The sequence below is a fragment of the Pseudomonas sp. MD195_PC81_125 genome (assembly GCF_014060985.1).
GTDB classification, from domain to species: domain Bacteria; phylum Pseudomonadota; class Gammaproteobacteria; order Pseudomonadales; family Pseudomonadaceae; genus Aquipseudomonas; species Aquipseudomonas parakoreensis.
Map to the genome: position 1 here is coordinate 13,269 of NZ_JABULD010000425.1, position 14,939 is coordinate 28,207.

The 14,939-nt window shown below is 59.0% G+C and carries 15 protein-coding genes, 1 tRNA gene and 1 pseudogene; 4 read left to right on the forward strand and 13 right to left on the reverse strand.

Going from position 1 to position 14,939, the window contains the following annotated elements; all coding sequences use genetic code 11:
* Nucleotides 1-25: 25 nt before the first annotated feature.
* Complete coding sequence (locus HT737_RS17325; RefSeq protein WP_182403420.1) at nt 26-775, reverse strand: ABC transporter substrate-binding protein; 750 nt, start codon at nt 773-775, stop codon at nt 26-28.
* Nucleotides 776-788: 13 nt separating this feature from the next.
* Nucleotides 789-1,562 (reverse strand): ABC transporter ATP-binding protein, encoded by a 774-nt coding sequence (locus tag HT737_RS17330; protein ID WP_041071351.1) that lies wholly within the window; start codon nt 1,560-1,562, stop codon nt 789-791.
* A 552-nt stretch (nt 1,563-2,114) separates the two neighbouring features.
* Here HT737_RS17330 and gabP point away from each other — a divergent pair.
* On the forward strand, nt 2,115-3,506 hold the full coding sequence (gene gabP / locus HT737_RS17335) for a GABA permease (protein ID WP_047290843.1): 1,392 nt from the start codon (nt 2,115-2,117) through the stop codon (nt 3,504-3,506).
* A gap of 97 nt (nt 3,507-3,603) precedes the next feature.
* On the opposite strand, the gene HT737_RS17340 is transcribed toward gabP, so the two are convergent.
* Genes HT737_RS17340 through HT737_RS17355 form a run of 4 tightly spaced genes read right to left on the reverse strand, consistent with a single transcriptional unit; the run spans nt 3,604 to nt 5,667 of the window.
* Complete coding sequence (locus HT737_RS17340) at nt 3,604-3,771, reverse strand: hypothetical protein (protein WP_179294949.1); 168 nt, start codon at nt 3,769-3,771, stop codon at nt 3,604-3,606.
* 44 nt (nt 3,772-3,815) lie between these two features.
* A complete protein-coding gene (locus HT737_RS17345; RefSeq protein ID WP_003220723.1) occupies nt 3,816-4,268 on the reverse strand; it encodes a hypothetical protein in 453 nt (150 codons plus the stop codon).
* Nucleotides 4,269-4,274: 6 nt separating this feature from the next.
* A complete protein-coding gene (locus HT737_RS17350) occupies nt 4,275-4,688 on the reverse strand; it encodes a hypothetical protein (RefSeq protein WP_041071360.1) in 414 nt (137 codons plus the stop codon).
* Nucleotides 4,689-4,716: 28 nt separating this feature from the next.
* The gene (locus HT737_RS17355; RefSeq protein WP_182403422.1) at nt 4,717-5,667 is read right to left on the reverse strand and encodes an alpha/beta fold hydrolase; all 951 of its coding nucleotides are present in this window, start codon (nt 5,665-5,667) and stop codon (nt 4,717-4,719) included.
* A gap of 243 nt (nt 5,668-5,910) precedes the next feature.
* Here HT737_RS17355 and HT737_RS17360 point away from each other — a divergent pair, with 243 nt between their 5' ends.
* Together HT737_RS17360 and HT737_RS17365 are read left to right on the forward strand one after the other, a co-directional pair.
* On the forward strand, nt 5,911-6,360 hold the full coding sequence (locus tag HT737_RS17360; protein ID WP_095667787.1) for a hypothetical protein: 450 nt from the start codon (nt 5,911-5,913) through the stop codon (nt 6,358-6,360).
* Nucleotides 6,361-6,372: 12 nt separating this feature from the next.
* Nucleotides 6,373-6,714, forward strand: coding sequence for a YceK/YidQ family lipoprotein (locus tag HT737_RS17365; protein WP_308809993.1), 342 nt, complete (start codon nt 6,373-6,375; stop codon nt 6,712-6,714).
* A 9-nt stretch (nt 6,715-6,723) separates the two neighbouring features.
* On the opposite strand, the gene HT737_RS17370 is transcribed toward HT737_RS17365, so the two are convergent.
* From HT737_RS17370 to HT737_RS17400, 7 genes and pseudogenes are all read right to left on the reverse strand, one after another.
* The gene (locus tag HT737_RS17370) at nt 6,724-7,077 is read right to left on the reverse strand and encodes a hypothetical protein (protein WP_121183223.1); all 354 of its coding nucleotides are present in this window, start codon (nt 7,075-7,077) and stop codon (nt 6,724-6,726) included.
* A gap of 377 nt (nt 7,078-7,454) precedes the next feature.
* On the reverse strand, nt 7,455-8,609 hold the full coding sequence (locus HT737_RS17375; protein ID WP_095667786.1) for a hypothetical protein: 1,155 nt from the start codon (nt 8,607-8,609) through the stop codon (nt 7,455-7,457).
* Nucleotides 8,610-8,722: 113 nt separating this feature from the next.
* A tRNA-Phe gene (locus HT737_RS17380) sits at nt 8,723-8,798 on the reverse strand.
* Nucleotides 8,799-8,901: 103 nt separating this feature from the next.
* Nucleotides 8,902-9,174 carry an oxidative damage protection protein gene (locus HT737_RS17385; protein ID WP_033043799.1) on the reverse strand — a complete coding sequence of 91 codons (273 nt, stop codon included), beginning with the start codon at nt 9,172-9,174 and terminating at the stop codon, nt 8,902-8,904.
* On the reverse strand, nt 9,171-10,238 hold the full coding sequence (mutY, locus tag HT737_RS17390) for an A/G-specific adenine glycosylase (protein ID WP_182403424.1): 1,068 nt from the start codon (nt 10,236-10,238) through the stop codon (nt 9,171-9,173). Before mutY ends, HT737_RS17385 begins: the two co-directional genes overlap by 4 nt.
* Nucleotides 10,235-12,462, reverse strand: a pseudogene (locus HT737_RS17395) (AsmA family protein). The gene mutY and the pseudogene HT737_RS17395 overlap by 4 nt, the downstream one beginning before the upstream one ends.
* A gap of 78 nt (nt 12,463-12,540) precedes the next feature.
* Nucleotides 12,541-12,945 (reverse strand): acetyl-CoA sensor PanZ family protein, encoded by a 405-nt coding sequence (locus HT737_RS17400; RefSeq protein ID WP_182403426.1) that lies wholly within the window; start codon nt 12,943-12,945, stop codon nt 12,541-12,543.
* 224 nt (nt 12,946-13,169) lie between these two features.
* Between HT737_RS17400 and HT737_RS17405 the strand changes: the two genes are divergently transcribed.
* A complete protein-coding gene (locus HT737_RS17405) occupies nt 13,170-14,834 on the forward strand; it encodes an OFA family MFS transporter (RefSeq protein WP_131670902.1) in 1,665 nt (554 codons plus the stop codon).
* Nucleotides 14,835-14,939: the final 105 nt, after the last annotated feature.

Consider the following 14,939-nt stretch of genomic DNA (forward strand, 5'->3'; position numbering starts at 1 on the left):
GATGGCGCCGGTCCCGCAGGTCAGATCAATAGATGCTGAACGGGAAATACTTGTCGTTGATTTTCTTGTAGGTACCGTCAGCGACGATTTCCTTCAGTGCGGCGTTCAGCTTCTCGCGCAGCGGGTCTCCTTTGCGCACGGCGATGCCGATTTTGTCGCTTTCCACGACCGGGTCGCCTTTGAACTCGTAGGCCTTGCCTGCATCGGTTTTCAGCCAGTCGTAGTTGGCGTACTTGTCGGCGAGGATGGCGTCGACACGACCGGAGGTCAGGTCCAGGTAGGCGTTTTCCTGAGTGTCGTAGAGTTTGACTTCGATGTCGCTACCGTAAGTGTCTTCAAGCCAGGTGCCGGCGAGGGTGGCGCGCTGGGTGCCGATGATCTTGCCTTTGAGTGCGTCCTTGTCGGTTTTGAAATCGACGTTTTTCGGCGCGATGAACTGCAGCTTGTTCGAGTAGTACGGGTCGGTGAAGTCCACCGCGCCCTTGCGCTCTTCGGTGATCGACAGCGAGGACACCAGGAAGTCGAACTTCTTGGCGTTCAGCGCAGGGATGATGCCGTCCCAGTCGGAGGTGACCACCGAACACTCGACTTTCATCTTGGCGCACAGGGCGTCGCCGATGTCTTTGTCGAAGCCGACCACGTTGCCGCTGGCGTCTTTGTTGTTGAACGGCGGGTAAGCCGCTTCGATGCCCATCTTCAGGGTCTCGGCCATGGCCCCGGCGCTGAATGCGAGAGTGACGGCGGCGGCCAGGAAGACCTTTTTAAAATTCTGCATGCATGTTGCTCCGTTAGCGGTTGCTGGACATGAATTGTTTGCAGCGCGCCGAAAGCGGGTTTTCGAACACCTGCTGAGGCGATCCTTGCTCTTCCACCAGCCCCTGGTGGAGGAACACCACTTCGCTGGAGACCTGACGGGCAAAGCCCATTTCGTGGGTCACCAACAGCATGGTGCGGCCTTCTTCGGCCAGTGCGCGGATGACACTAAGTACTTCCTGAACCATTTCCGGGTCAAGGGCGGAGGTGGGCTCGTCAAACAGAATCACCTTCGGCTGCATCGCCAGCGTGCGGGCAATCGCGGCGCGTTGTTGTTGACCACCGGACAATTGCGACGGGTAGGCGTGGCGCTTGTCGGCGATGCCGACCTTGGCCAGCAGCGCTTCGGCGACCTCGATCGCCTCGGCCTTGCTCTGGCCGAGCACGCGGCGCGGGGCTTCGATGATGTTGTCGAGCACGCTCATGTGCGGCCACAGATTAAAGTTTTGAAATACAAAACCAATCTCGGAACGCAGGCGGTTGATCTGTTTGCCATCCGCAGCAACCAGTTCGCCATTCTTGGCGGGCTTGAGCTTGAGTTCTTCACCCGCCACCAGAATCTGACCCTGGTGCGGGTTTTCCAACAGGTTGATGCAACGCAGGAACGTGGACTTGCCGGAACCGGAGGAACCGAGGATCGAGATCACATCGCCGTCGCGGGCGGTCAGCGAGATGCCTTTGAGCACCTCAAGCTGTCCGTAGCGTTTGTGCAAGTTGCGGATTTCAAGCGCGGGCGTGGCCTCAGCCATGTGCGTTCCTCATGTATGTTGCGCTCCTGCTGTTGGCGGGCCTTCCTGGCGAGGCGGCCAAGCTAGCATAGCGTTTCAATGGCAGCCAACAGCGCTACGGGCGGTAAGCGGATGGCGTGTGGCGGGTTGTCGCATCGGCACAGCAGACTGTCGCCCCATCAACAACCGAACGGGTGTTTGAACGTGCAGGCCCGTGGGTGTTGCGTAAAAAAAGGCGCGATGTTGCCAGCTTTGGCGGGGTGTTGGAAGCGCTATCCGGCCGAACGTTCCTGATTCGCCCTTTTATTGTGCATCCCACACTTTTTCAGTGTGTTTCTGGTGCGCCTGTTCGCTTGAAAAGTGAGTCGCAGGGTAACGCTCTGGCGAATTGCCATTAATTTTAAGGACTTGCGATGACTGTCCGGTCGCGTTCAAAGCCGCGGGCCAGAAGAGTTTGAAACATTTTGGCGCATTTATTGCGTGCAGAATCTGGAACGCCCTGTTGGTTTCTTTTTACGAGAAGGAAAATCAGGCAGGTCGGACGCAATCGCTTTCCTCGCAAAGGTAGTTTCGATGAGCAGTACCCCAAGCTCCAATGGCCTCGAACAGGGGCTCAAACCGCGTCATGTGACCATGTTGTCGATCGCCGGTGTTATCGGCGCCGGTCTGTTCGTTGGCTCCGGCCACGCCATCGCTGCCGCCGGCCCTGCCGTGCTGCTGGCCTACGCCGCCGCCGGTACCCTGGTGGTGCTGGTGATGCGCATGCTCGGTGAAATGGCTGTCGCTTCGCCCGACACCGGCTCTTTCTCGACGTATGCCGACCGTGCCATCGGGCACTGGGCTGGCTTCACCATCGGCTGGTTGTACTGGTGGTTCTGGGTATTGGTGATTCCACTGGAAGCCAACGCTGCCGCGACCATCCTGCATGCCTGGTTTCCGAGCGTGGAGATCTGGGCCTTTGCCTTGGTCATCACCATGTTGCTCACGGTGACCAACCTGTTCAGCGTGAAAAACTACGGTGAATTCGAATTCTGGTTTGCCCTGATCAAAGTCCTGGCGATCATCGGCTTCATCATCCTCGGCCTCGCGGCGATCTTCGGTTTCCTGCCGAACAGTCAGGTCAGCGGCGTTTCGCACTTGTTCGACTCCGGCGGCTTCCTGCCAAACGGCATGGGTGCGGTACTGGGTGCGATCCTGACCACCATGTTCTCGTTCATGGGTACCGAAATCGTGACCATCGCGGCTGCGGAATCGAAGAACCCGGGCAAGCAGATTTCCAAGGCCACCAACTCGGTGATCTGGCGGATCGGCCTGTTCTACCTCGTATCGATCTTCATCGTTGTGGCCCTGGTGCCGTGGAACGATCCTACGCTGGCCAACCTCGGTTCCTACCAGACCGTGCTTGAGCGCATGGGCATTCCGAACGCGAAAATGATCGTCGACATCGTGGTGCTGGTCGCGGTCACCAGCTGCCTGAACTCGGCGCTGTACACCTCGTCGCGCATGTTGTTCTCCCTCGGCAAGCGCGGTGACGCACCGGCGATGTCGACTCGGGTCAACAAAAGCGGTACGCCTTACTGGGCTGTCATGCTGTCGACCGGCGCGGCGTTCCTCTGCACCTTCGCCAACTACGTGGCCCCGGCTGCCGTGTTCGAATTCCTGCTGGCCAGCTCCGGCGCCATCGCATTGCTGGTGTACCTGGTGATCGCGTTCTCGCAACTGCGCATGCGGAAACAACGCATGGCCCGTGGCGAGAAAATCGTCTTCAGCATGTGGCTGTTCCCGGGCCTGACCTACGCGGTGATCATCTTCATCGTCGCGGCCCTGACCATCATGCTGTTCCAGGAAGCCCACCGCGTGGAAATCCTCGCAACCGGCCTGCTGAGCCTCATGGTAGTCGCCGCCGGCCTGCTGGTGGCACGCCGCCGCAAGCTGGAAAAGCGTGGTGCGGTGGTGTTGAACTGATCCGCAACGCGTAATGACAAAACGGCCGCTGTCAGTGATGACGAGCGGCCGTTTTTGTTTGTGCTGCAGGTGGCGAAACATCGCCACATATCCGTAATCAGCTTTGTTCTCGCAAGAGCATAAAGTCTGAGCTGCCTTTCTCTTCGTCGAACCATTCATCCCAAGTTGTTTCCTTGGGAGTTTTAACGGTTTTGCTTTGGAGGGTCGCAGCTGAGTCTTCTGATTTCGGCAATTGTCCATCCTTGCATGAAGCTGTCTTCTTCACCTGACCTCCTTTTTTGATCGTGCGTGAATGTCAGGTGCAAAAAGTTACTCGGCTTTGGGGGCGCTGTCCTCCAGCGACTTGCCGTAAGTATCCAGCGCAATCCCGAAATCGGTGATGAATTGTGGCTCGGTCAGCCAGGCCTGGGCGGTTTCGATGTCCATGCCGTCGGCCCACATGCGGTAGTCGATCAGCATGTCGGCGGCCAGGTGAGTGGCGGCCATGCCTTCGTTCTCGGCGTTTTCCATGTCCAGCAGCTCTGGATGGTCAACGATGATGAACGCCAGTTCGCGCAGCAGGGTCAGCAGCATTTCGTTGCGACTGACGGCTTCGGCGTCGCGCATTTTGCTGAACATCGCCAGGGTGTATTCCGGGATCGGCTCGTCCAGATGCCCGAGGTTGTCGTCCTGGTCCAGCGGTTTACGGCCGACCATGCGGATGTGCTTGGCTTTGGCCTTGGCGCGTTTGGCGCGTTTCTGTTGCTTGTTCAGGGATGCCATGGGAACTCAGTTCTTCTGTTGGGTGTGTGCGGCGATCGCGTCGGAGGCCGCCACATAGTCGGCCTGGAAGGCCGGGGATTCGATCCACGCCAGGGCGCCGGCTTCGTCGGTTTCTTGCGACCACTGGCGATACTCGATCAGCGCGGCGAGGATGAAATCCATTGCGCCTTCTTCGCCTTCCTGCTCGTAGACCAGTTCCAGCAGCGGGTCTTCGAGGAATGCGCTGCACATGGCTTGCTGGCTGATCTTCTCGGCGTCGATCATTTTCTTGAACAGCTCGGTCAGGTCCACCGACTCGAAGTCGATACGGTCATCGTTCGGGTCCAGTTCGAGCGGCGCCTCGGCGCGTTTGGTGCGGTTCTGCTTGGCCTTGGTCTTGGCCCGGGCGGCGCGTTTTTGCTGCTTGTTGGCGGAGGCCATGGTGTGTTCCGTCGTGCGTGGGAAGGGCTCAGCTGCGCGGCACTGTCCGCCCGGGTGTGTCGGGGGGCAGTTCGCCGGTTTGCAGCCAGGTCAGAGCGATGGGCCATAGTGTGGCTTGGTATGCGCTACGAAAAAAGGCGAAATGTCCGACTTGTTGTTCGCCGATGTCCTGCGGCTCGATGCGCAAGTGGGTTTTGTGCGCATGGCTGAAGTAGTCGAGCAGGCGTTCGATGGCAGGGATCGTACCGTACGGGTCGTCGCTGATGCTGATCGCCAAGGTCTTTGCGCGGACGTTGGCGAAGGGCAGGCGGCCGCTTGTTTTCAGCAGTCGACGGCCGCTCGGACGCTGCTCGTAGCGCGCGGCAGGCGTGCTCCAGTCGCGTACGACGCCTGCTGGCGTGTCCTCCAGCCAGCCAAGGCGTTTGCCCGGGAAATAGCCACAGAGGCGCGTCAGAAGCGGCATCAGCACATGCCATTTGCCGAACATGCGCCAGCGCTGTTCCGGCGCATAGTCAGGCCAGTAAGCGAACTGCGCGCCGACCGTCACCAGCCGACGAATGACCTGCCCGGACTCACCCAGTCCCGCCGCGCAACCGCCGAAACTGTGGCCGACCACATCGATTGGCTGGCCGGGGAGCTCTCGTTGCGCGCGCTTGAGCATCGCCTCGAAATCCAGCGCGCCCCAGTCGGTCCATGAAGCCTCAAGGCCTCTCAGGGTTGCCGGACGCGATTCGCCGATGCCTCGGTAGTCGTAGGTGATCACGTCGAAGCCGTTGGCGAACAGGTAATCGGCGAAGCGCGAGTAATGTCGGCAGCGTACCGAGGTGGCGGCGTTGATGATGACTACCGGGCGTTGCGCATCGGGCAGGGCGTGACGCCAGGTGAAGCCGCCGAGCATAAAGCCATCGGCGGCAGCTTCTTTGAAAGGTTCGCTCACGGTTGCTGTGTCGGGCCTAAACGCGGGACTGCGTGAATTCATATGGACTTGGCCTTGGCGAAGACGGATCGAGAATGAGCTTCAACGCCGGGCTGCGCAATCACTCGGAACGCAGTGCGTTCCGGATTGAAGGTTGGCGACTCTGTAAATTCGAGCCGCCGTGCGTCTCGAATTAGTCCCTTTCGCACCCTGGCCAAGTGCCAATCATTCTAAAACACGTGCTTCCCTGGCCGGATCAAATAAGGAGTAACGGTTGGGCTCTACAAGAGCCCGGGAGTCGTCATCATGAAACGCGTTCTTTCATTCCTGCTGCCCATCGCGGCGGTGGCGGCATTGGCATTTCCGGCGATGTTGCAGGCGGCCAATCTCGACCCGGTCGACAGTGCCGGTGTGCAAGTCCAGCAACAACAGCAAAACGGCATCAACTACCTGTCCGGCGGGATCGGCCTGGACGAGTCAAAAGCCATTCAACAATCCACTGGTTACAACCTGCACATGACGTTCGCGGTGGGCGCGCAAGACCAGTACACCGCTGATGTCGATGTGGTGATTCAAAAGTCGCCGGGGCAGACCGTACTGACCCTCAGCCAAACGGGTCCGCTGGTCTACGTGCAATTGCCACCCGGTAAGTACACGGTGGTCGCCACGCGCAATGGCGAAACACGGCGTGACGTGACAGACGTTGGCAGCGGTACTGCGCGCAATCTGGTGTTCCATTGGAATGACGCTGGATAACGTTGGGTGTAATTGAACGTCGAGGCGCGGGTACAATCCCGCGCCTACTGTTGTGGCGAAGGAAGTGCTGGTTTGAAAGGGATTTTGCGTATTGGCTCAGTGGTGAGCCTGGTTTTGCTGCTGGCCGGTTGTGGAACGATGATGGGGCGCCTGAACGGTGATTCTGCAGAGCCGTACTACAAAGGTGTCGATGGCAACCTGCACTTGCTTGGCGTGAGAGGGGGAGACGGCATGCCCTCTGCGGTCATCTGCTACATGATGATCGTTTGCCCGCTGATTAGCGTTGTGTCACTGCCGGTAGACGCTGCGCTCGACACGGTTTTGTTGCCGGTCGACTACGTCAACACCCTCTGAGGCCGGTCTTTATTTATCGCGCGTACGCTTGGCCTTCTGCTTGTCACCGGGCTCGCGGGCCATTCGGTGAATCCATAATCCGATCCAGCCGACGACTATCAGGAATACGGTGCCGACGCACTGCGACACGATCTCGAACCAGAACATCCGGGGTTGCTGCGCCAGGGTGTAGGTATGGCGTGGACCGGAGCGGTTCCAGGTGGTGATGGAGCCGCTGAGCAAGCTGTGGATGATCAGATAAGTCGACGCAGCGATAACGAAGGCGATCAATACGCCGACCAGCACCGTCAGCCAGAATGCCACCCGGCTCTGACGATAGGGTGGCGGATGGGGCAGGGGGATGCGGGTTCTTTTCTGGTTCATCGAGCGGATGACCCTCTTCCTTAAGGTGCGGCCAAAGTAGCGCGGATCGCCTTTGTTCGAACCCCGTCACGTATTTGTGCAATAAAAACCTGCGATGCCTAAAAAGGACTCGCGGGGTTTCTCTGGACTGCGCAGAGGGTTGAATTGTGCCGCTATCATATCGCAGGCATAAAAAACCCTGAATCTTGCGATTCAGGGTTTTCGGTATTTCATACTCAATCTTGCGCTTGTCACGCGCCTGCCAGGGATGGCGTGAAGCGGAGTAATCCGGTTAGCGAATGATCATCCTGTGTGCAGCAAGACCCTGAAAAGGCGGGTCGCCATCAGGCGACTTGATGGGCGCTAGGATGCCAGTTAATGAAGGGTGCGGCACCACCTCATGGCGTCTGTGGGGTGCTTGGGTCAGATGTTGGCAGTGAAGAAGGCAGGGGTTTAGGCTTGGGTAAAGCTTTCGGCACAAAGATCCTGGTAGAAAGGATTGAGCTGCTGGGGATTTTTACCTTTAATTCCTGACTCGCAAACTGCCACGTCATCACAGTGGTACTGCCCATCGACCAGATCACGTGCACGTCATTCAATGCGCAATTGCTCTTGATGCCATAACCCTCAATGGCTTTGTATTTTTCGCAGAGATCGCTGCTGAGAATTACTTGTTCGGCTTGATAGTTGCCCAGCCCAAGCAGTTTGACGATTTTGCCCGGAAGATCTATCCAGGTATTGGTCCACAGCATCAGCACGACAGCAAACAACGGGCTGACGATCAGCACAAAGCGCGGATTGCCTCTGATTATTGCCGTGACGATGGTAAACACCACCAGTGAGGCAAAGAAGCAGGCTGCCATGAACGGATACTCTCCGACGGCTTTGACGGCCTCAGGGACGCCTCTGGCAACCTCCAGTGTGGACAGCAATGCAACTATGTTTGCGATGAAAAATACGAGAAATGCTGTGACAGTGAACTTGGCCCAGCTAAAGGGAGGGAGTTCGTAATTTCTCTGCAAAATCGAACCGAAAAGTAGACCGCTAAGAAACGGTCCTGCTACAAGGCCGATGGTGTAGGCGGTATCCCCTTCAAAAAAATATAGAGCCATCCATAGGATGCTCATGCATATGAAGCCTGGAGCGAAAAAGTAGCGGTTGATCAGGCGATGATCGAGGCGCTCCTTGGGCATATTTCCATTGATTCGATACGCCAGCTCTTCGCGTACCGGCTTGTCGCTAAAGAAAGCCTCTGACCAAGTCCAACCGGGTGCGCAAAAGCCAAAGGCAATTACCAGAACCATCAGGCCACCGATGAGCGCGGCAGTTGCAAGCAATGAAAGAAAGCTGAAGAGATCGAAGTCGGGATAGAAGTGGTTTTGGCAGAAGTAGATAAGAAATATCAAAAAGCCAAAACCAAGTGATGCAATTCGGAAGAGTTTCCAATTGTGCTTTTCGATGAACTCAAAAACCGTGTCCAGAGATTGAGGTTGCGGCTTCTTGGTCTTGGCTTCGCATTCGTTGGTCAGCTTGCTTGAGGTTTGCATGTCCATTGGCTTGATTCATCCTTGCAAGAAACAGGGGCTGCTCTTATGCGGTGTGGGTGTTTCGCTTTTCTTCAGGCATAAAAAAACCCTGAATCTTGCGATTCAGGGTTTTCGGTATTTGGTGCCCAGAGACGGAATCGAACCGCCGACACGGGGATTTTCAATCCCCTGCTCTACCGACTGAGCTATCTGGGCAACGGGGCGCATTAAAAGGGTTTTTCGGATTTACGTCAACGACTTTTTTAAAATTTCTTAAATTAATTCCGTCGCTTACGATTCGCCCCCGGATTTTGCGGGTTTACTCAGCAGGCGGAACGTAGCCTTCGGCCTTGGCGTAATCCTCGCCGGAGAAGTACTTGTCCATTTCGCCCTGAAGGTATTTGCGGTCTTCGGCATTCATCATGTTCAGGCGCTTTTCGTTGATCAGCAGGGTCTGGTGTTTCTGCCAGTCAGCCCAGGCCTTGGCCGAGACGTGGTCAAGAATGTCCTGACCTTTGGCGCCCGGGAAAGGAGCGCGTTCCAGCGCGGGCAATTCTTCTTTGTACTTGCGGCACATGATGGTGCGGGTCATGACGACTCTCCTGCGTTCAATACGGCGGCCGCGCGCTCGAGCAAGGTTTTGACCGGGGCAGCAAGGCCCAGGCGCGGCGGGGTGGCGAGGTTATACCAGAGCCAGTCGGCCTCGGCCACGTGATGGGTGGCCTCCTGTACCTGAACCAGCCAGGGTTCGATGGACAGCTGGAAGTGACTGAAGGTGTGAACGAGGCTTGGCAGCGCCTGCTGTTCGCCCATGGACAGCGAGTGCTGATCGGCCAGATGTTGCAGGTCGTCGAGATCGTCGAGTTCCGGCAGGCTCCACAAACCGCCCCACAGACCGCTGGAGGGACGGCGATAAAGCAGAATCGCGCCGTCGCTATTGGCGAGCATCGGCATCAGCGTACGTTTTTGCGGTATCGCTTTGCGCGGTTTGGGGATCGGGTAGCGCGTTTCCAGGCCGAGCATGTGCGCCTCGCAGCCCTTTTCCAGCGGACACAGCAGGCAGCTGGGTTTGCTGCGGGTGCACAGCGTGGCGCCGAGATCCATCATCGCCTGGGTGTAGGCGTTGACTCGATCATGTGGCGTGAAACGCTCTGCGTTGGCCCACAGCTGTCTGGCAACCTTCGGTTCACCCGGGTAACCCTCTTGCGCAGTAAAACGCGCCAGAACGCGTTTGACGTTGCCATCGAGGATCGGCGCGCGCAGGCCCATGCTGATGCTGGCGATGGCGCCGGCGGTGGACAGGCCGATGCCCGGCAGATCTGTCAGCTTTTCGACGTCCCGCGGAAATTCGCCACCGTACTGGCTGACGACGATCTTTGCGGTCTTCTGCAAATTGCGCGCGCGGGTGTAGTAACCCAGCCCCGTCCACAGATGCAGCACTTCGTCCTCCGGCGCTTCGGCCAATGCTTGTACCGTCGGCAGCGCGGTCATGAAGCGGTCGAAGTAATTGAGCACGGTGCTGACCTGGGTCTGCTGCAACATGATCTCCGAGACCCACACCCGATACGGGTTGATGTCCTGCTGCCAAGGCAAATCGTGGCGGCCGTGGCGGTCGAACCATTCCAGCACCGCCGTGGAAAACTGCTCCGCTCTCATCGCTTGAACAGCCCTTTCAATGCGTTCTTCAATTCCGGGCTGACCTTGTCGCCGAGTTTTTCATCGATCTTCTCGCTGAGTTTGTCTCCGGCCATTTTGGTCGCGACCTGGCCGAGGCGTTCGTTATCCACACGGCAGGCCTTGGCGCCCAGCTCCAGCGGGCCACGGCAGCGCAGCGGCCACTCGATGCCGACGAATTTCTCGCCGACCTGACAGGCCGGATCCGGCATGGCGCTGGTATCGCCTTCGACGATGATGCCGACGCGGTAATCCATGCCCAGCACGCGCAGGTCGATGTCGCCGTCGCCGTTGACGGTCATGCCGGGGATGCGCACCTTGAGGTCCGGGTTGCTCGCCACGCCGTTGCGCAAGGTCAGGTTGCCCTTGAGTTCCTGGAACGGTGTGTCCTTGCCCCGTGGCTCGCCGCTGAGGGTTTTGCGGTTAAGCGTGGCGATGCCTTTGCACAGTTGCTGTTCAAGGTTGGCGTTGAGCAGCACGCCGTTGTTGATCACGAAACTGGCGTTGCCGTTGAGGGTTTCGATCAGCGCCTGCTGGCTGTTGCCGCTGCCGGTGAGACTGCTGGTCAGTGTGACCAGACCTTTGACTGGCGGGTTCTTGCCCTGGCTTTCGAGGATTTTCTCCACCGGCACGCGGTTGATCCGGGTTTGCAGATTCAACACTGGCGCGCTTGGACGCACATCGAGGGTGCCCTTGGCTTCGAAGTCGCCGTTGTACAGCCCGCCGCGCAGGTTTTCCAGGGTCAGCAGGCCGCCCTGGCCGGTGGCTTTGAGCGCGGCGTTCTGGATCGGCAGTTTATCGAGGGTCAGTTGGCCGAAGCTCAGATCGGCATCAACGTCGAGTTTGGCCAGGCGCTCGACCGGCAACAGGCGCTCGGTGCTCCAGGCGCTTTTACTCGGCTTGTCCGGCAGCGGTGTGCTGCCGGCGCCGGCCATGGCATCGGCTTCGGTGCTGGCGACTTCGGCCTGACGCACTTGCGTGGCGTTTTTTGGCTTTTTTCCGATTTCGGCGGCAGGTAGCGGTCGACATCAAACGTGTCAGCCTTGAGGATCGCCCGCAGCGACTGCTTGGCGAAGTCCTCAACGGCAATGCGTCCGCTGAAGCTGCTGTCGTCGAGTTTCAGGTTGATGTTGTCGAAGGCCACGCTGGTGGGCGTCGCGGCCACGCGGCTGACCAGCTCGACCTTGCTCAGGCTGCCGGGCGCCATCGCTGGCAGTGTCTGGCCGATGCTGTCGACGAACTTGGCCAGATCGAACTGGGCGATCGAGATACCGCCAGTGATCTGCGGAGTCTTGTCGAGGTCGTTGGCTTTCAGCTCACCCAAGGCGCGCAACTGGTTGGCAGATATCTTGATCCCGGTCCATTCGGCGACGTTCGCTGCCTTGTCCAGCAATATCTGCCCTTGGGCGGAGAAGGTCATGGCCTTGCCCTGCAGCGGGTCGCCAGTCAGTTCGCCGGACAACTTCATGTCTTCGAACTTGTAGCGTTGCAATGCACGCTCGATGCGCAATTCGCCATTGAGTTCGGTACGCACGCGCAGCACTGGCTGATTGGTGCTGAGGAACGCCGTGGCTTTCAGCGGAATGTTGGTCGAGTCGTGTACCGCACCGGTGCTCAGCTGGATGCTTTCGGCGCTGTACTGTTTGCCGGTCTGCTCGTCGTTGTATTCAACCCGGGCGTTGTTGACGGTCAGGCTGTCGATGTCGAGGCGGATCGGCTGCGGCGGTTTTTCCGGCTGGGCGGAGGCCTCTGCGACAGGCGGGCTGGCTGGCGCAGGGCTGCCGGCAGGCACGGCAGGAGGCGGCAGCTTGCCGATGTCTTCCCAGTTGCCGTGGCCGGACTTGTCGCGTTTCAGGCGCAGGTTCAGGCCTTCGACACGCACGTCGCTCATCTGCACTTCGCGGCGCAGCAATGGCAGCACGCGCACGGACAGGCCAAGCATTTGCAGATCGGCATACGGCTCGGTCGGATTGATCAGGGTGGCGATGCTGGCTTCATGCAGTTCCAGGCCAAGCCACGGAAACAGGCTCCAGCCGATATCGCCATTGAGCGTCAGCTCGATGTGGGCCTTGTCGCGGGCTATCTGGCGAATCTCGTCTTTGTAGTCGTTGGGATCAAACAGGTGGGTCAGGGCGAAGCCCGCCGCCACAATGATCAGCAACAGCCCGAGAAGTACCAGACCCAGGATTTTGCCGAACGCTTTCATGGGCGAGTCCTTGTAGTTAGTCGAATTCGTAATTTAGCCGGGGAGTATAGCGCTGGATCCGCCCGGTTCGGGGCGCAGTCATGTCGCGAGGACGTCCAGCGGCACTTGCAATTTGATGGCCAGCGCCTGGATTTCAAGGTGCCCGGCCGGTGCGCGCAGGCGCAGTTGTGCACCCGCTTGCGACGCCATTTTCTGCGCTTGGTTCACCAGACGCTCGGCCACCCCACGGCGCCGGGTGACTTTTCGTACACACAAATGTGACAAATACCAAACCCGGTCGTGCCTTGTCAGGCGAGCTGCGCCCAGCAGGCGATCATTGAAACGTCCTGCAATCAAAGAGCTGTCATCCAGGCTGTTTTCGATCAGTTGAGCGTCCCCGGAATACGGTGCGAACAGCCATTGCGGGGCGTCCCGATAGATTTTCTGCAGATCCTGTTGATCCTGGTAACTGGCATCGTGCAGCGCTTGGACAACGATCGGCATGGCTTTTTCCTGTGGGGGACGAGATCAGATGACATGAAAAAGGTGATATCAGTTTGGTTTTTCTGTCACGTGCAAATGGTAACCTTCGCCGGTTCGTCCGTCCTTCTGCGACTTAACGTCGCGCCTTCAAGGAGCTTCACCCGAAAAAACGGTCATGCCTGCGTGCATAAAGGCCGAGGGTGAGCAGTGGCTGGCGAACCATACTAATAATTGGGGGATACACAATGAGCACGAGCATCACGGCGGACGGCCTTCGCGCCGACCAGCCTGCGTTCCTGTCCAAGGAACGCATTATCGCCAAGCCCGGTTTCAACCGTTGGCTGGTTCCACCGGCCGCTTTGGCCATTCACCTGTGCATCGGCATGGCCTACGGTTTCTCGGTGTTCTGGTTGCCGCTGTCCAAGGCGCTGGGCGTCACGGCTCCGGTGGCTTGCGCACCGGACATGAGCTTCATCGCTCAGGTCTTCTCTTCGCAATGCGACTGGCCGATCTCCATGCTCGGCTGGATCTACACCCTGTTCTTTATCTTCCTCGGCTGCTCGGCCGCGATCTGGGGTGGCTGGCTGGAACACGCCGGGCCACGCAAGGCCGGTGTGGTTTCGGCGCTGTGCTGGTGCGGCGGTCTGCTGATCTCGGCACTGGGGATTTATACCCACCAGATCTGGCTGATGTGGATCGGCTCCGGCGTGATCGGCGGTATCGGTCTGGGCCTGGGCTATATCTCGCCAGTATCGACCCTGATCAAGTGGTTCCCGGACAAGCGCGGCATGGCGACCGGCATGGCGATCATGGGCTTCGGCGGCGGCGCGATGGTCGGTGCACCGTTGGCGACTGCGCTGATGAGCCACTTCGCTTCGCCTGCCGGTGTCGGCGTCTGGCAGAGCTTCGTGGCCATGGCCGCGATCTACTTCGTGTTCATGATCGGTGGCGCGTTGGCTTACCGCGTGCCGCCAACCGGGTGGAAGCCTGAAGGCTGGACCGCTCCGGCGAAAAAAGCCTCGAACTCGATGATCACTCACCGTCACGTGCACGTGAATGTGGCGTGGAAGACCCCGCAGTTCCGTCTGGTGTGGCTGGTGCTGTGCCTGAACGTGTCGGCCGGTATCGGCATTCTCGGCATGGCTTCGCCACTGCTGCAGGAGGTGTTCGGCGGCAAGCTGCTGGGCGTTGACGTGCCGTTTGGTCAACTGGACGCCGGGCAACTGGCTTCGATCGCCGCGATTGCTGCCGGCTTCACCGGTCTGCTGAGCCTGTTCAACATCGGTGGCCGCTTCTTCTGGGCCTCGTTCTCGGACTACCTGGGTCGCAAAAACACTTACTTCGTGTTCTTCGCCCTCGGTTTTGCCCTGTACGCGCTGATCCCGAACATGGGCCATCTGGGCAACGTAGCGCTGTTCGTGGCGGCGTTCTGCATCATCTTGTCGATGTACGGCGGTGGTTTTGCGACCGTTCCGGCGTATCTGGCCGACCTGTTCGGCACACAAATGGTCGGTGCGATCCATGGTCGCCTGCTGACCGCCTGGGCTGCGGCCGGCGTGCTCGGTCCGGTGCTGGTGAACTACCTGCGTGAGTATCAGTTGAGCATCGGCGTTGAACGCGCGGCCGCTTACGACATCACCTTGTACATCCTCGCCGGTCTGCTGGTGCTGGGTTTCCTCTGCAACCTGCTGGTGCGTCCGGTGGCCGACAAGTACTTCATGACCGACGCCGAACTGGCCGCCGAACAGGCGCTGGGCCACGACAAAGGTGCTGATGCGAGCACCGTGCTGGAGTGGAAAGCCGCGCCGGGCAGCAAGCCGCTGGCAATCGCCGCATGGCTGGTGGTAGGCATTCCGTTGGCGTGGGGTGTGTGGGTGACCCTGCAGAAGACGGCGGTACTGTTTCACTAAGTAATGGGTAAAACGCAGTACCCCTGTGGGAGCGAGCCTGCTCGCGAAGACGGACGGTCAGTTGCCATAAGTGTTGGCTGACTCACCGCGTTCGCGAGCAGGCTC

What these genes read in the sequence shown, in the direction of transcription:
- HT737_RS17325 (WP_182403420.1), bottom strand. Translation starts at nt 775, where the DNA reads ATGCAGAATTTTAAAAAGGTCTTCCTGGCCGCCGCCGTCACTCTCGCA.
- HT737_RS17330 (WP_041071351.1), bottom strand. Translation starts at nt 1,562, where the DNA reads ATGGCTGAGGCCACGCCCGCGCTTGAAATCCGCAACTTGCACAAACGC.
- gabP (WP_047290843.1), top strand. Translation starts at nt 2,115, where the DNA reads ATGAGCAGTACCCCAAGCTCCAATGGCCTCGAACAGGGGCTCAAACCG.
- HT737_RS17345 (WP_003220723.1), bottom strand. Translation starts at nt 4,268, where the DNA reads ATGGCATCCCTGAACAAGCAACAGAAACGCGCCAAACGCGCCAAGGCC.
- HT737_RS17350 (WP_041071360.1), bottom strand. Translation starts at nt 4,688, where the DNA reads ATGGCCTCCGCCAACAAGCAGCAAAAACGCGCCGCCCGGGCCAAGACC.
- HT737_RS17355 (WP_182403422.1), bottom strand. Translation starts at nt 5,667, where the DNA reads ATGAATTCACGCAGTCCCGCGTTTAGGCCCGACACAGCAACCGTGAGC.
- HT737_RS17360 (WP_095667787.1), top strand. Translation starts at nt 5,911, where the DNA reads ATGAAACGCGTTCTTTCATTCCTGCTGCCCATCGCGGCGGTGGCGGCA.
- HT737_RS17370 (WP_121183223.1), bottom strand. Translation starts at nt 7,077, where the DNA reads ATGAACCAGAAAAGAACCCGCATCCCCCTGCCCCATCCGCCACCCTAT.
- HT737_RS17375 (WP_095667786.1), bottom strand. Translation starts at nt 8,609, where the DNA reads ATGGACATGCAAACCTCAAGCAAGCTGACCAACGAATGCGAAGCCAAG.
- HT737_RS17385 (WP_033043799.1), bottom strand. Translation starts at nt 9,174, where the DNA reads ATGACCCGCACCATCATGTGCCGCAAGTACAAAGAAGAATTGCCCGCG.
- mutY (WP_182403424.1), bottom strand. Translation starts at nt 10,238, where the DNA reads ATGAGAGCGGAGCAGTTTTCCACGGCGGTGCTGGAATGGTTCGACCGC.
- HT737_RS17400 (WP_182403426.1), bottom strand. Translation starts at nt 12,945, where the DNA reads ATGCCGATCGTTGTCCAAGCGCTGCACGATGCCAGTTACCAGGATCAA.
- HT737_RS17405 (WP_131670902.1), top strand. Translation starts at nt 13,170, where the DNA reads ATGAGCACGAGCATCACGGCGGACGGCCTTCGCGCCGACCAGCCTGCG.